Source organism: Aeromonas sp. LsrichE-8G (assembly GCF_022869435.1).
In the GTDB taxonomy this organism is placed as follows: Bacteria; Pseudomonadota; Gammaproteobacteria; order Enterobacterales; family Aeromonadaceae; genus Aeromonas; species Aeromonas caviae.
Genome location: NZ_JALIHH010000115.1, coordinates 46257 through 62548 on the forward strand (window position 1 = coordinate 46257; position 16292 = coordinate 62548).

10 protein-coding genes are annotated in these 16292 nt (G+C 61.7%); 2 read left to right on the forward strand and 8 right to left on the reverse strand.

Annotation, left to right across the window (positions count from 1 at the left end; all coding sequences use genetic code 11):
• Nucleotides 1-4 precede the first annotated feature (4 nt).
• Entirely contained in the window at nt 5-775 is a 771-nt protein-coding gene (locus MUW49_RS16000) for an ABC transporter substrate-binding protein (protein WP_198497936.1), read from the forward strand.
• 92 nt (nt 776-867) lie between these two features.
• Here MUW49_RS16000 and MUW49_RS16005 read toward each other — a convergent pair whose 3' ends face one another.
• Both MUW49_RS16005 and mprF read right to left on the reverse strand, forming a co-directional pair.
• On the reverse strand, nt 868-1581 hold the full coding sequence (locus tag MUW49_RS16005) for an AcvB/VirJ family lysyl-phosphatidylglycerol hydrolase (protein ID WP_198497937.1): 714 nt from the start codon (nt 1579-1581) through the stop codon (nt 868-870).
• A 10-nt stretch (nt 1582-1591) separates the two neighbouring features.
• Entirely contained in the window at nt 1592-4147 is a 2556-nt protein-coding gene (gene mprF, locus MUW49_RS16010; RefSeq protein WP_244812945.1) for a bifunctional lysylphosphatidylglycerol flippase/synthetase MprF, read from the reverse strand.
• Between the two features lie 219 nt (nt 4148-4366).
• On the opposite strand from mprF, the gene MUW49_RS16015 reads away from it, so the two are divergent.
• A complete protein-coding gene (locus MUW49_RS16015) occupies nt 4367-5077 on the forward strand; it encodes a metallophosphoesterase (protein WP_244812946.1) in 711 nt (236 codons plus the stop codon).
• Between the two features lie 433 nt (nt 5078-5510).
• Here MUW49_RS16015 and MUW49_RS16020 read toward each other — a convergent pair whose 3' ends face one another.
• From MUW49_RS16020 to MUW49_RS16045, 6 genes are all read right to left on the reverse strand, one after another.
• The gene (locus MUW49_RS16020) at nt 5511-9044 is read right to left on the reverse strand and encodes a hypothetical protein (RefSeq protein ID WP_244812947.1); all 3534 of its coding nucleotides are present in this window, start codon (nt 9042-9044) and stop codon (nt 5511-5513) included.
• A gap of 65 nt (nt 9045-9109) precedes the next feature.
• On the reverse strand, nt 9110-12376 hold the full coding sequence (locus MUW49_RS16025; protein WP_244812948.1) for a DUF1983 domain-containing protein: 3267 nt from the start codon (nt 12374-12376) through the stop codon (nt 9110-9112).
• A complete protein-coding gene (locus tag MUW49_RS16030) occupies nt 12376-12777 on the reverse strand; it encodes a hypothetical protein (protein WP_180911654.1) in 402 nt (133 codons plus the stop codon). The genes MUW49_RS16025 and MUW49_RS16030 overlap by 1 nt, the downstream gene beginning before the upstream one ends.
• A 2-nt stretch (nt 12778-12779) precedes the next feature.
• A complete protein-coding gene (locus MUW49_RS16035; RefSeq protein WP_180911653.1) occupies nt 12780-13364 on the reverse strand; it encodes a hypothetical protein in 585 nt (194 codons plus the stop codon).
• Entirely contained in the window at nt 13361-13975 is a 615-nt protein-coding gene (locus MUW49_RS16040; RefSeq protein ID WP_244812949.1) for a hypothetical protein, read from the reverse strand. The genes MUW49_RS16035 and MUW49_RS16040 overlap by 4 nt, the downstream gene beginning before the upstream one ends.
• A gap of 6 nt (nt 13976-13981) precedes the next feature.
• Entirely contained in the window at nt 13982-16288 is a 2307-nt protein-coding gene (locus MUW49_RS16045; protein ID WP_244812950.1) for a hypothetical protein, read from the reverse strand.
• Nucleotides 16289-16292 lie beyond the last annotated feature (4 nt).

The following is a 16292-nucleotide window of genomic DNA, read 5'->3' on the forward strand; positions in this document are numbered from 1 at the left end:
GACCATGAAACTCAACACCGCAATGATGCTGATGGCCCTGGCCACCGCCGGCCAGGCCGCCGCCAAACCCCTGGTGATCGCCACCGATGCCACCTATCCCCCCTTCGAGATGGTCGACAGCAACGGCCAGCTCGGCGGCTTCGAGGTCGATCTCGCCTATGCCCTGTGCGCGGCCATGAAGACCGAGTGCGAGGTGATCAACCAGCCCTGGGATGCCCTGCTGCCCGGCCTGCAGGTGCGCAAGTACGACGCCATCATGTCCTCCATGAACATCACCGACGAGCGGCGCCAGAAAGTGGACTTCAGCCAGGTCTACTACATGATGCAGAACCGCTTCGTGGGGCGCAGCGACAAGGCAGCCGACTTTGCAGACGATCCGGCCCACTTCAAGGGCAAGGTGATAGCAGTGCAGGAGGGCACTCCCCAGGACAACTTCATCACCGCCCGCTACGGTGAGGTGGCCAAGATCAAGCGCTACGTCAATGCCCAGTCCCCCATGCTGGATCTGCAGTCCGGCCGCGCCGACTACACCTTCGGCAACATGGTGCAGTTGAAGGTGGGCTTCCTCGACAAGGAGATGGGCAAGCAGTTCGCCTTCGTCGGTCCCCAGTTCAACGGCACCCAGGACAAGATCCTGGGAGAAGGGGTGGCGGTGGCCCTTCGCAAGCACGATGACAAGCTCAAGGCCCGCTTCGATGCCGCCATCGAGAGTGTCAAGGCCGACGGCACCTTCAACACCCTGCTCAAGAAGTACCAGCTCGAAGATCTGCTTTGATCCCGGCATGCCGGCCCCCTGGACAGTTGCAAGGGGCCACGGCAACAGGGCGGCCATTGGCCGCCCTGTGTCGTTTTCCCAGCCTCTCGCCGTTATTGGGCCAGGCCCAGGTGCCCGGCAATCTCCTGATACAGGGTCTGGTAGTTGTCGTCGAAGTGGTGGGAGCCCGGCAGGGTCACCGTCGTCACGTTCGGCTGCTGCAAGCGCGGACAGAGTTTGACCGGGGAGTCATCCTCCGCGCCCTGCACGCAGAGCAGCGGCAGAGTCTGAATGCGTGTCACCTCCGGCAGGGTGGGATAGCGGCCTCCCTTGTCGTGCACCACCATGTCGCTGACGTGGATCTCGAAATCCGACGCCGTCGAGGGGGAGAGCATCACGGCCCCCGCCAGGCTGTCACGATAGGCTGGCGGCAGACGATTGATGACGAAGGGCACTATCTCGGCGCCAAAGGAGAAACCCACCAGCAACCAGCGCTGGCGCCCCCAACGGGACTGGTACTCGGTGAGGATGCGCACCAGATCCGCCGTCGCCTGCTCCGGCGTCTTCTTCTTCCAGTAATAGGAGAGCGAGCTCCAACCCACCACCGGCATGCCGTGGGCCTGCAACTGGGCGCTGAGCCCCTTGTCAAGCGCCGCCCAGCCGCCATCCCCGCTCATGAAGACCACCATGGGGGCAGACGAGGCTTGCACTACCGGCAACTCCACCAGCCCCAGATCCGCGCCGACCCGCCCCGGCTGGGCGGCCACTGCCGGCAAGGTGAACGAAGAGACGAAACAGCAAATCAACAGCAACAACATGGCTCTCATGGGCCAACTCCTATTTCTTCATGAGCCCGAAGGGGCCGCGACTGATGAGGGAGACGAGGTGGGTCAAGGTGCGGGGCAGCACCAGATGACCGGTACAGAGCAGGTAGCGGGGCTCCCACCTTGGGCCGAACTTCTCCTTGTAACGCCGCAATCCCTGGAAGTTGTAGAAACGGCTGCCCCGGGTGAACAGGGTGTTGCCAAGGCGGGCCCAGTAACCGCCGAGGGGGTTGTCGTTGAAGCCTGACATGGGGGCCATCCCCAGGTTGAAGCTGGCATACCCCTCCTGCTTGCCCCACAGCAGGAGCTCGACAAACAGGAAATCCATGACCGGCGCCGCCCCCGTGTCCAGGCTGTAGCGCATCAGATCGATGGAGAGGCTCTCCTTGTTGTCGCTGGTCCAGAGGTTGGCAAACCCGACGATCTGCCCCTCCCGCCGCACCAGCGCCATCGGGTTGAGGGTGAGGTAGGCGGGATCGAAACTGCCCACGGAGAAGCCCTTCTCCCTGCCCTGCTTGCTGTGCAGCCAGCTGTCGGAGATCCCCTTCAACTCGGGCAGCAGGGGGGCAATCTCACCGGGGGCCACCACCTCGAAGCGCAGCCCTTCCCGCTTGCCCTTGGCGTGGCTCTGGCGCAGGTTGCGCAGGCGACTGCCGGCAAGTTCGAAGCTCGGCAGATCCACGATGGCCTCCTCCCCCAGCTTGAAGGGGATAAGCCCGAGATCCAGATAGACAGGCAGATATCGGGCCGACACCTGGTAGAAGACCGGGCTGACGTCGTGCTCGTCACAGCGCTCGCGAAACTGCCAGAGCAGCTCCTCCACCAGGGAGGGCTGGCCGACGGGATCCCCCATCACTATCCAGCTGCTGCCCTCGGCCCCGTACATGAGGAAGGCCTCGCCGCTTGGGTGGAACAGCAGGGACTTGTCCCTGAGCTGGGCCAGGTAGCCGTGGCCTCCCCCTGCCCGCATCACCAGCCCATGGGCACGGGAGAGCGCCTCGGCATCCGGCTTGCAGGCGGCGAGGCGCAAGGGAGCCAGCAGATGGGCCACCCCGACCACCGCCAGCACGCCGATGACGCTCCCCATGGCGCGCAGGGCGCGGGAGGCGGCCCCGGGCCCGTGGGCCGAGACGTGCAGCCAGAGGGAGGGGTCGTACTCCACATGGCGGTAGGAGAAGAGCAGCAACCACAATGCTCCCAGCAGCACGGCCCCCACCGACATCAGCCAGGAAGGGGTGAAGCGGGCGTGAAGCAGGGAACCCTTGCGATAAAAGAGAGGGCGGCAGGGGGTGATGATGAGCAAGAAGCCCCCGAGCAGCAGGGCCGACTCCCAGTCAAACCCCTTGAACAGGGAGAACAGCATGCCAAGCCCCAGCAGCCACTGGGTGATCCTGAATGCCCCGTCATGACGGCGGTAGAGGCTGTGGGCCAGCAACAGCAGCAACACGCCGCTGACGCTGCCGAGCACATGGGAGAGCTCCAGCAGGTGCAGGGGCAGCACCTGCAGGAAGGCTTCGATGCGCCCCTTCATGGTCGGGATCATCCCGGAGCAGAGCAGCAGGGTGCCCGCCGCGAAGGTGCCCATGCTCACCAGGGCGGGCACAAACTCCCGGGTCGCCATCATCACTCCCTGCAACCGGTGTAGGCGGGCCCGCTGTTGCAGCAGCTCCTGACCTGCGAACAGCAGCAGGGCACAGAGGAAGGGCAGGAAGTAGTAGGTGCAGCGGTAGATAAGCAGGGAGGCGAGCAGCTTGTCCACCGGCAGATAGTGGGTGAGCAGCAGGCTCATGCTCGCCTCGAAGACCCCGATGCCCCCCGGCACATGGGCCAGCACCCCGAGCAGGCTGGAGAGCACGAAGGCACTGAGCAGTACCGGATAGGGCACGCTGCCCGATGGCAGCAGCACATAGAGCACGGCGGCGGCGGCCATCCAGTCGAGCAGGGCGATAAGCAGTTGCAGCAGGCGGTATCTGATGCGCGGCAGGAACAGCGGGTGCCCGCGCCAGACCAGGGCGGTCCCCGGCCACACCAGATACGCCAGCACCGTCAGCAGGGCCAGGCCCCCCGCCAGTTGCAACAACCCGGTCGCCCAGCGGGGCCAGTCCACCAGCAGGGCCGCCCCCTGCCCCAGCAGCAGGGCACTGCCTCCCCAGCCCAGCAGACCGAGGAAGAAGGTGATGGAGCAAAAGAGGATTACCCTGGCCACCTCCCCGGTGCCAAGCCCCAGGGAGGAGTAGAGCCGGTAGCGTACCGAGGAGCCGGTGAGCAGCGCAAAGCCCAGGGTGTTGGAGAAGGTGTAGGCGATGAAGGAGGTCATCCCCACCTGCTGCCAGGGCAGGCTTTTGTCCAGCACCTTCAGGGCCAGCAGATCGTAGCAGCAGAGGCAGCCATAGCTGAGCAGGGTGAGCAGCAGGGCGCCCCCCAACTGCGGCAAGGGTTGTGACCAGATGGCCTGGCGGATGTCGTGCCAGTGCCACAGGTGGGTCAAATGATAGAGGACGGTCAAGGCCGCCCCCAGCAGCAGCAGGCTGCACAGGGGGCCTATCCAGATCAACAGCTGACGCCGCATTCAAGATTCCTGTCAAAAAGCGTGGAGAAAGAGAGGCTCCGAAAGCGGGCGGACAAGGCGCCCTCCCGGAGTGACTCCCCCACAGGCGGCGCGTGACGCCGCACGTTCACGGGGGCAATCCTATGATTTACCAGGCCCTGCCCGCTCGCCACTTTTCTTCTGTAACCTTATGTACAGACAGACAAAACATCCCCGTCCGGGATAGAGGCAGGAGACGCCATGACACCCTCCCCCCTGATAAGACGCTTCCCCCAAAACGCCCAGGGGCGCGATCTGGCCGTCGGCGACATCCACGGCCACTTCGCCCTGTTGCAGCAGGCCCTCGACACCCTGGATTTTGATCCCGCCCGGGACCGTCTCTTCAGCGTCGGGGATCTGGCGGATCGCGGGCCCGAGTGCAGCGAGGTGATCCACTGGCTGGCCAGACCCTGGTTTCACCCGGTCTGCGGCAATCACGACGACTACGTCTGCCGTTACGAGAGCTGCGATCGGGAGAACTGGATCCGAAACGGCGGCGGCTGGTTTCAGCAGCTGACCCCTGCCGAGCAGGCGGCGTTCGCCGTCCACTACCGCAGCCTGCCCCTGGTCATCGAGGTGGCCACCACGGCCGGTCCGGTCGGGCTGCTTCACGCCGATTGTCCCTTCTCCTCCTGGCAGGGGCTGCTGGACCAACTCGATGCCGGGGTGAGCGGCGGACGGCTTCGGGCCATCAAGAACGTCTGCCTCTGGTCAAGGCGCCGTATCGAACGGCTGGACGAGAGCGGGGTCGCGGATCTCGCCGCCCTGGTGGTGGGCCACACTCCGGTGAGGGTGCCGGTGCGCCTTGGCAACGTCCACTACATCGACACCGGCGGCTGGTATCCCGATGAGGGCGGCTACTTCACCCTGCTGGACCTCAATACCCTGACTCCTCACTTTCCCCAGCCCTGAGCCGGACCGATGGGATGACCAGGCTCACGGACAACGCCCACTGCCCATTAAAGCGCCAGGCGAACGCCCCGGACTTCGCTCTGCCAGCGCGATGGTTTACCATGCAGGCAATTGCGGTGCATGGCACCCCCACCCAGGCGCCAGGCGCCGCCGTCATCGGATACTCCTTTCGAGCAACATGAGCACATCAGCGCACCCGGCCAGCGGGCCCACGTTCTACTTCCACGACTATGAGACTGCACAACAATAACTTGATTTTAAACAAATAAAATCTATGTCTAATACTTCTGTACCTGACTTTGTACCAACGTAAACTCTGAGACCAATATCACATCACTGATCGGGGTCAGAGTAGTGGGTTAGCCTCCTACCTTGTCGGCCCAGGCGAAAAATGAAAACCCCGACACAGGGCCGGGGCGGGTTCACACAATCTCTACACCAACGCAGCAGTGTTATTTTTTTCGATTTTACTGCCACTCTCAACGTATTCGACCAGCCCCAACGCCCCGCTTTCGCGGCAGTCGTGCAGCTTCAACGTCGAGCCATATCGAGCAGAATAAGCAACTGACTTGGACTTATACGACTTGCAATCATACAGGCGCATACTAGACACCTGTCCATTGGCTGCATCTGACCCGTGGTTGGCGTAGCCGATATTTGAGCCGACATCGACGCAGTTGTAGCACTCGACAGAAGTACCATTGGTGCCCGTCTCTTGATTCTCACCGACTAGCGCAATGCCCTCTCCCCATGCGCCATTGGAGGGTGTACCACCATACCCGTTGTATTTGGTTTTCAAGTTGTAATATGAGGTGTGAGAGCCGTATGAAGGGGCGGCTCCCCGGTCTGCATTGTACTCATACAACCCGCCCCATGTATTACCGACACAGTGCTCGTGCATCGACTCGCCATCATCACCGTTGTCGTGAGACCAGCAGTTGAAGCGTGACCACACCGAGCCGATGATCACCTGGCCGACTGTGTTATGGAAGTTCTGACCGTCATTCAGCGCCCCCGCCGTGCGACAGTTACGCAACTCCCCTCTGGCAACATCACCGATAATGCCCTGCCCAGCCGACCCAATGGATTCCATGTTGACCAGTGTGGGATTCTTGGAACCGAGCACGCTGATCGAGCCGAAATCCACCACGATGTCTTGCACATGTACGTTTACACCATTAGTCAACGACAGCCCGTTAGCACCTGAGTAGGTGATATAGGCCTCTGCAACGCTCGCATAAGAGCCGGCCAGCTTGATGTACAGCTTGCCGCTGCCGTAGTAATAGCCGCGACTGGCAGTTTTCAGAGCAGCCAGTGACACCTGTTTGTACAACTTAGTGTGCTCAAGCCGATGAGTCCGACCGCCATGCTGCGGCTCACGTTCAGCATCGGTGATCAATGTGGTCGAGTCGTTGACATACCCCTCCCAAATCCACGCAGCAGCCGGATCGGTGGTGGTCAATTCATAGATGTCAGTCTCGCCGGATGTGAGCACAAAGCCCTGCTGCCGAGTCCCGGCACGAATATGCGGCTTGGTCTTGGAGTTGCTGACGATGGTGATATTGCTCAGATCCGCCCCGGAGATGGACTGCACAGGATATACCCCATCATCTTTCACCCGAATAGTTCCGCGCCCGCCGAGCAATTTCGCGGCCTTGCTAAATGTCAAAACAGGACTGGATGATGTACCCAGATTGGTATCAACACCGGTCGTGCTGACATAGACCTCCGCGGTGGTAGCAGATGTTGCGGCTACCAATTGCCATTCAACAATGGTGGCTGATTTTTCTGGTAATGTGGCAGCATACAAGTGCTGCACAGTGCCAGTGATATCCACGCCACTGTTGGCCGTCCAAGTAGGGCGAAGTTGAATTCGGGTACAGGCGGCAGGGATGGAGCCAGAGATGGTTAATTTTTCGACTGTGCCGAGTGCCATCTGTGTACGGGTAAGTCGGGATATTTCCGAACCATCGGAACGCAGAAAGAGGATAACCAGATCAAACTTGGAGTTGGAATTGATTACCCCCGTGCTCACATTTAGCAGGGATTCACAGCCAAAGTAGATCTTCTTACCGGGTGCCAGTTCATTGATCGCATCTGCGTAAATTCGAGCGCCGGTTGTCCCTGGTGCAGTACCAGACACACTAAGAGTATCAATCCCGTTGATACGAGCGCCTGTCACACTCGGGCCAAATATTTCCTCAACGGCATAATTCGGACTGGGGATCAGGTTTTGCTGGCGCAATACTGGAGTTTCGGACTCCACCATCTCAGCAGAACTGCCCAACCTCAGACAAATATCAGTCAGCTTAAATCCGGCATTGAGAACATTACCGCTATCTGCATAGAACTCTACATACGACATCTTTGCGTCAATGGCGATAGATGTCTGTGATACCACTGCGGGGAACGTACTGAGCGCGCTGATGTCACCGACTGTTCTGGACAATTCTACGCCGGAACTGTCCCTCTGTATGACCAAAATACGGGCATAGACAGGCACACCGATTTTACCCAACACATTGACTGCCCAAGAAAATACGGAAGCCCCTGCGAAATCATCCGCTTTGAATACAGTCTTTGCCAGTGTATACGCCGTGTTGGCCGTGATGAACGTCATGACCCGTTTATTCGATGTCATGTCGATGGACGGCGTTTTCGTGACGTTACCATTGTCCCAATAGGCGGCATCTGTCAACGAGGACGGACTGAACATATTTTTAAGCGCGGTGTAGATAATCGGCGCCACAGCCACTTTTTCAATAGGGAGTGGATTGCGGAATCCTTTGTACACTCCGTCAGCGATATAGAAGTTGGTGAGCAGCACCCTATCGTTGGCATTGCCATCTGAATAATGGTAAATCTTGGCCGCATTCGGCATCACTGGGATTGCCGCCATTTCCAGCCAGACAGGTGACGAAATAACGGTCGCATTGGTGTACGTACCGATGGTATCTCGACGTATTTCAGCCCCGCCAGAGTCAAATTGCAGGATCATGTGTCGGAATTGCTGTCCGGCTACAGCGGTGCCCTGCTTGGACAGTAGCAGACAGCCTGCACTCAGATAACCCGACGGGAAGGCCGTTTGTGGATCGTTGACGTTGAAAAGGGCACTAGTCTGCGGGCCGATGGCGATGGCCGGTTTACCGCCAACGTTTACCTTCTCATACCCTACTGGTCTCCACTTATATTTACCCGGAACAGTAGTCGCTGTCGGGTCTGAGTGTAGATTTGGATAGTTCAGAGATAGGCCGATGGCGACCGTGTTGTCATGTGCCGAATCCGCTTTCCAGATGGGGGCTGCATAATCCGCCACGGCCTTACCGCTGACGGCATCGCTGGTATTGGCCGGTGAGACAGTCCCTGCAACCAGCGAGGCATCTTTTACATAGGCACTGCCGTTGTAGCTGTAGTAGCCGTTCTTGGTCGTAGTGGAGTCATTGACTACTTTAAACGACCCTTGTACTTGTTCCGCCGTTGGCACATGCGCCTGCAACGATGCCAGTGTTTGAAAGACCACCACACCGGCCTGTTGCCCTTCAGCCACAATATTAATCAGCCCCTGCATGGCGGAAATCGAGAGCACCTGTAGTTGTTGCCCATCCGGCGCCGTCAGGGTCACCATATCGGTGCCGGTCAGGATCTGCTCCCAGCTCTCGTACTGAGCCTGGGAATAGGCGAGCTGTTCCGATACTTGGCGCGATAAGGCGGGAATAGTCCCGGTGCGGGTGATGTCGATGGCATAGCTCTGGCTGTCCACCGTGGGCCCGCCATAAGCCGACACGAGATAGAGCACGGTATCACTCTCGACATAATCGACCTCGTAAGGCTTGCCGTCAGCGCTGTAGAAGGTGTGGCCCTTGTCCACGTTCCAGGTCGATGTCTGCCACTGAGTCATTAAGCCCGTAACCTTTTTACTTCCATTTGTGACGGTGACGGTGCCGCCGCGATACCAGATCCCTGCCATTTATCAGACTCCTGAAAATAAGAAGCCCGACACAGGGTCGGGCTTGTTTGAGTTCGGTTGGTTGATCACTGCATAAATACCATCATCACGCTGCCCCGCAGCCGGTAGCCTCCAGTGAATGAAATGGTTACGGTCGTCGCCTGGTTCGCAGGAATGGACTGGTTCTTACCGCAGATCGTGCTGGCGTAACTGCCAGCCCCACTCGCGGAGACCGAATCGCCACTCACTACCCCGTTTATGCTGACTGAACAGGAGGCGGAGGCGGTGATATCCCTATCGGCATGATCGCCACCACCACCCTGGGTAGAGCCCTTGGCATAAATCTCGATACCCGAGATCACTAGATGCCTGGCTCGGGTATAGGCGGGGATGGTGATCGTCAAGCTGTCGCCCACGAGGAAGGTCTCCAGGGCATACACCTTGGCTACATCCCCCACGATCCGGTCAGCTGATAGCGTCCCCAGAATCGAGCAGGTCTCGAGGATAGTGACATTGTTCAGGGTGCCGGAATTCGCAACCATGTTCCCTTTAAATGTCCCGCCAGAAAAATACACATTGCTGCCAAAAAACTGCCCATTGGAATCGATGCCGGCATTCCAATTTTTTCCGTATGCAACGAACTCGCCCGCCGGATTTTCCCCGATCCAGAGATCCCCGCCCCGGAACGAGCCGCCCTCGATCAGCGCGCCCACCAGATGCTGCACATCGATATACTTGGCGATCACATTGCCAATTTCCGCCGTGTCCATCAGCGCATGATTCATGTAGACGCTGCCATTTTTGACCACAAACGGATGACGCGTTGAGGTTTCCCCTATCGCGCGGGAGAGCACGGCAAACACGTCGGCATCGATCACGAAGGAGCTCAGCACTGAGCCATCCTCGGTGAGCTGCACAGACAGGCCAAAGCCGCCCCCCTCACCGTTGATCTGGGCCTTAGTGTACCAGCCCGCCTCGACTTGCCCAGCGAGATCAGCCTGAGCACGGGCCACCGTCTGTACGGCGGCGGATGTTTCATCGAGCTCAACCTGCACCGTATCAACGGTTTCAGCCAGCGCCTTGGTCTGGTCTACCAATATCTTTTGTTCATGCCGGATCTGGCCGATCGAACGCCGCTGGCGGTCAGCCTCCGTTGCAGCGCCCAGCGCCCCACCAAGGGCAGCCTCGGCCGCCAGGTCAACGGCGGCGGTGAGAGTTTCCAGCTTACTGACTACGGATGACCCATCACCCAGCACCACCTCCTGCAACTCGGCGATTGAAGCTGCATGCCCATCGGTCATTTCTTCCAGCTCGGGGATCCGCTCGATTGGCTCGCGCAGCTCCTGACGAAGTTGCTCGGCGCCGATCTCCCCATCCAGCACATCGAGAATAGAGGCGACGTCGTAACTGGTGCGCGCCCTGGCGGCGATCAGCCCCGACTTGCCGTAGGCGTTGACCGCCCGCAGCCAGACGAAATACTCGGTGTCCGGCCGCAGCCCCTGCAGGGTCATGTAGGCGGCGATCCCGGCCGGGGTTGCCTTCGCCATTGCCTCGCCGAGGGGGTGATCGATATGGCTCCACCACCATTCGCACAACACGCTGTAGTCGTGGCCACCGGCAAACAGGGGACGCAGGGCCAGCGCCCAGTTGCCCGCCTCTACCTCCACCCCGGTCGGGGTGGCCGGCACGGCGATGGTGAAGTTGACCGCGGCCACCGGCGAATGGGCACCGGTGAGGGCCACGGCGCGCACCATGGCGACGTAGTTGCCGGCGGCGAGGCCGTTGATGCGGCACGACTGGCCGGGCACCTGGGCGGTCATCACCGTGACCGGGGTGGCCCCCTGCGCCAGGCGCTGCACGATCACCTGGTTGTACGCAATGCGGCCCGAGTTCTGCCACGACAACACCCCTTGCAGCACCTCGCCCAACTGCTCCACCTCGTAGCGCAGCTGGTCGGGCATGGCCACGCCGCCGGTCGGCAACTCGGTGATCTCTGGCCGGGTCATGGGCTTGCCGATGGCATCGGCCCAGAACAGCGGGGAGTCCTCCCGCAGGGTCAGGTCCACCCCGTTGTTGAGGCTGAAAGCCCAGTCACTGACCCGAAACTCCGGCCCCTGAATACCCAGCGCGGGAATGTAGAGCCTGATGGTCTGGCCGGGGCGGTAGCGCCAGCCGGACAGGTTGACGCTGCAGGTGAGAGTACGGGCATTGCGGCGCTGACGCAGGATGATGTTGGCCAGGCGCTGGGCCTGGTGCTCGCTGGTGACACAGCGCAGATCGAGATCTTCGACCAGCGGCTGGCCGCCGTCCTCTTCGACCCACTCCGGCACGATCACGGCGGGAAAGTCGGTCTTCTTGAAGGAGACAGGGTCGACGAAGGTGCCCGCCACCTGGTTGATCTTGTCGCTGCTGGGGGGTTCCGGCAGCAGCTCCGTATCGCCGACAATCTGGTGCGCTCGCAGCTCGTCGCTGGCGGGGCCGTAGTAAGCCCCGGCGATGATGCCGTGCTTGCCGCCCACATAGGTCGGCTGAGCGGCGCAGGCCATGTGCATGGCCTCCAGCACCTTGACGCGCGCCTCCCCCAGATCGAACTCGACATCGAGGCTGTAGCGCGGCTCGGTGCCGCCGCCGGGAATGGCCACCAGTTCGTCACAGATGTTCGCGGCCTGGATAAACTCATCGAGCCGCAGCTCATCGTCCGGCACGTTGAGCCAGGTGCGATAGTAATCGAGGATCACCAGGGCGGCGTTGCGGCTCCACTTCCACTGGCCATCGCGGGGATCCCACACCTCCTTGCCGAACTTCTCGATCTTGATGTTAGGCAAGCCAGCCGGGAACTTCTCGGCATCGAACTTGAACGAGATCCGCAACCAGGTGATGCCCTGGCCGATCATGTCCTCCCGCCAGTCGGCGCAGTTCGCCAGCATGAAGGGGTCACAGGTCTGCCGATCGACGTGCAGCTCGTAGCTGACCAGCCCCCCGAAGGTGCCGACCAGATCATCGCCAAGCCAGATATCCCCGATCCGGCTGAGCTTGTGGCCGGAGATCACCAGGGCGATGTGCAGCCACTCCCCCTCCTCCTGCTCGCCCGCCTGCTCGGCGGCAAAGCTCATCAGACCGGAGGAGATCACCCGGCCATAGGTGCATGTCTTGTCGCTGGCGGCGGCCCGCAAGATCTGGCTGCGCTCGCTGGCGCTGCGGTAATCCCCCAGACTCGGCTTCTTGGCGGTGATCATCATGGTGGCGCTGGCCACCGCCGTACCGATGGCGATGGCGGTCGCGGTGCTGACCACCAGGGCCGAGCCCGCACCGGCGGCGACACCGGCAATGATAGGAATGGCAACAGCGGGCATTACTCGACTCTCCAGGCTGACAGGGGAACGACATCGGGGATGGGACGGGCCCCCTGTTCGGTCATGGCCCATACCTGACCCGCCCACATCACGGCGGCGGTCTGGCCTTGTGGCCCCTCGAACACCAGGGCGTCGCCGCGCTGAGCCATGGTGACCGGCACCCGCTCAAACAGCGCATCGAGGGCGGCGGCGATGCTGCCGTGGGTCTTGGCCAGCACCCGCTTGGCGCCGAGCTCGGTGCTGTAGCGGCCGCGATAGGCGGCTGCGGGATCCTTGTCGCAGGCGGCCAGACAGACATCCGCCACGAACAAACAGCAGTCGTTTTCACCCCAACAAAAAGGCCGCTCGGAGGCGGCCTGAATGCACTGGATGATGCGGAGTTGCCAGTCTGGATGGCGCATGGTCAGTCCTTATAAACGAAGCCGGGGGCGTCCTTCTTCGAGCCCCAGAAAATAGACTTGTCGGCCATCTCGTTCTGGTAGCGGAAGAAGCGATCATTGGGGTAAAGGCGGCGGTGACTCTCGTCGGTGCAACGCAGGTTCAGCCCCTTCTGCCAATCCTCGAAGATGTTGGAGATGGTGAGCTGAATGGTATTGGTCTTTCCGGCCTTGATGGGGGTCTGGGCGATCCGCCCCTTGAACTGCAGGCTGGCATTGAGCGGCGCCCCATCGGGGCCCATCACCACCAGGTAGAGCCAGGCCATTCGATCCACGATACGCTCGCGCATCACCTCGGCCAACATGCTGTCGTCCAGGCCGCCCAGGGCCACCGTCAGCTTGGTCGGCGAGGTGGAAAGCTGCTCTTTCTGGGGGCCGACCGACCCCATGGAGCCCACGCCGTAGTAGGTCTCCCCGCCGATCACCAATGGCCCAAGGCCGGAGTGAACGCGGCTGACGCCGCTCACCAGATCCAGCTTGAGCGCATAGAGCGCCGAGACGTGGGGCTGGTTCAGTGCGGCGATCACATCGGGGTCAAGGCCAACGATCATGGGTAGAAGCTCTCCACGAAGGACAGGGACACATCGGTAAACACACCGGGGGATCGCTGAAAGGTCACCGCCTTGTCGTCCCGCAACATGAACACCCCGCTGGGACGGCTCACCGAAAGAGGGGTGCCGGAGGGGTAGTCGCCACGCAGCATGGGGGCGACCCGGATCAATGCGCCACCGCTCAGGTCGGAGGTGACATCGGCCAGCACCCGCTTCAACTCATCACCGATCTGGATCCAGTCGCCGACCTGTAAAACTTTGGTGCCTGGCGTCCAGCCGCGACTGGTAAACATCTTGCGCATCGCCAACGCTTCCGTCACGACCGGGACGCCGCGCACCGGCTGGGGACTACCGACCAGCCGAGCCCCAAAGTCCCAGAGGCGCACCCTGCCTGCCTGCCCATCCAGGGAGAAGACCAACGCCTCCAGCCGCCGGGCCTTGTCCACGGGCAACCCCTTGAAGCTGATCTGCATCACGACTTTCGAACCAGGGGTTTCGACCGTCTGCACCGAGCCCGTCCATGGAGACTCAAAGGATCGGGTCATGCTCTCCAGCCCCAGGCTCATCTCACCGGGGATCAAGTCCACCGGCCAATCAATCACCTCAGCCATACGTCCTTACCCTATCAGTTTGCGGATCTGGCCGTAGCTAGACACATCCTCAACCACCATCTGATAACCCTGCCTGGCGCCCGCTTCTGCGCCTTGCCGCGCGGCCTGCTCGCAGGCGAGGGCCAGGGCCGCATCGCCAGCACCGGACACCGCCAGATGTTGGATGACCGTCACCCCGCCACCGCCACCGCCCTGCCCTGCTGCCCGCTCGAGAATGGCGGCGCTGTCACGGCGACTGGTCACATTGGCCGGACCGCGCACCAGGGTGCCGTTGACGAACTCATCACCGAGCTCAGACACGATGCCGAACTGGTTGGCCGGGATGTACCCGCCCTTGTCGAACATGCCGGCGATGGCCTGCCCCGCCACCATACCCGCCGAGGCATAACCCATCGCCTTGACGCTGGCGGCGAGGCCGAGGCTGTACGGCGGGGGGAATGCCGCCAGCGCCTTGGCCGAGGCCTCTTCGGTCGACACGATGATCGACGGAATGGCGGCGGCCTTCTGCATGGCAAACAGCGCCTTGTAGACGCCGGTGTGCTCCATTCCTGCCTGCTGCATCGCCGAGGTGGTGATGCTCATCTGCTGCTGGGTGAAGCTCAGAAGTTCGGCCGCTACCGTAGCCTGATACTCGCGCTGCTTGTTGACCCGGTCGTTCTCGATCTGCAGCAGGCGGGCCTGGTGATCCTGCTCCAGCTTCTCGCGGGCACCGTATTGCTCCATTTGCAGCTGCATCTGCAGTTCGTGATTGCCGGCAGCCGCATCATAGGCGCTGGCATACTGCTGCTGCAGGCGGGACTGGGCATCCTGCCAGCGGCTCTGCTCTTCGATAATCGAGGCGCCATAGGCCTCCTGGGCCTGCGCCGCGCGGGCGTCATACCACTGCTGATCAACTCCCGCCAGGGCGGCATTGCTGTTTTCCAGCAGCGCCTGACGCTTGGCCAGCTCGCGGGCGATCTGCGCGGTTTCCTCACGGAAGGAATCGACGGCGGCATAATTGGCGGCCTTGGCTTTCTTCGGCGCCTTGGGGGCATCCGGGATCGCCACCACCCCGACCGGGCGGCCAGCGCCAGGCGCAGGCAAAGGCGCCTCGCCATCACCTGCCGTTGTGGCTTCGGTAATCTTCTGGCGGAGCAACCCGAGGTTCTTGAAATAACCATCCCAGCCGTTGCCCTCTCCGACGCTCTGAAACGACTTGACCCTTTCCTCCGCCTGGGCGAGCTCCTCACTCATCTGGGCCAGATGATTGAAGGCGTGCTCACCAACAGAGCCATCCGCATTGGCAACCTCACTGAATGCGTTTTTGGCCTCGTTGTAATCGGCTCGGGCCGCGAACAGATCGGCGCGGGCCTTGAGGTAGGGCGCCCGCATCGACTCATTCATCAGGGGCTCGACCTTGTTGATGGTCTGATCAACCCACTGCATCAGCCCCTGCAGGGCGCGGCTGGCCTGCTCCACGCCATCAATCACATAGAGCGCAATCCCCTTGCCCAGCTCGGCAAAGCCGCCCTTGGCCTCGGCACTGTCGGTGATCCACGTCCTGATCAGGCGGGAACCCTCCGCCACGGCCGGGGCCATGCTGGCCTTGACCTGCTGCCAGAGCGCCCCCAGCACCGACACCAGCCGATCCAGCTCAAGGCGGGCATCGCGCACGGCGGCGAACTGGCCACCGGTGAGCGCCATCCCCATCGCCTCGATGCTGTCGGCAAAGGTCAGTAGCTCCCCATTGCGGGTGTAGAGGGTATCGAACAGCTCGGCGGCGGCGTCGTTCAGCTCGTCGAGCCAGAATCGCGCATCGCTGGCGCTCATCTTCTGCAGCTCGGCGGTGAAGCGGCGCAGCTGCTCGTCCGGCGAGAGGGCAGCCCAAGACTGCGCCGACTGGCCAATCTGCTTGAAAAAGTCCGCCATGGGGCCGCCGCCGGTCTTGGCGGCGTCCGCGATCTTGACGTTGAGATCCTTGATCACATCCGCCAGCCGCTCACTACTGGAGCCCGCCCACTCTGCGGCCTGGGCGTAGGCATGCCACTGCTGCGCGGCGATGCCCACGTTGCGGCCGAGCTGGGCAGTCTGGTCCAGCGAACTATACGCGGCCTTGATGCCCGCGAGGGCAGCCCCCGAGCCAAGGGCGATCAGCGCACTGCGCAGGCTGAATATCTGTGCGATCGTGGCCTGCACGCCGCCGACCACCACCTTGGCTCCGGTGACGATGCTGCCGCCAAAGCTGGCGAAATCGTCTCGGGAACGTTTCAGCTCGCTGCGAAACTGCGCGGCGTTGAGCCCCAGAGTCGTAACCAGGGAGCGAAGCACGGCCATAGTG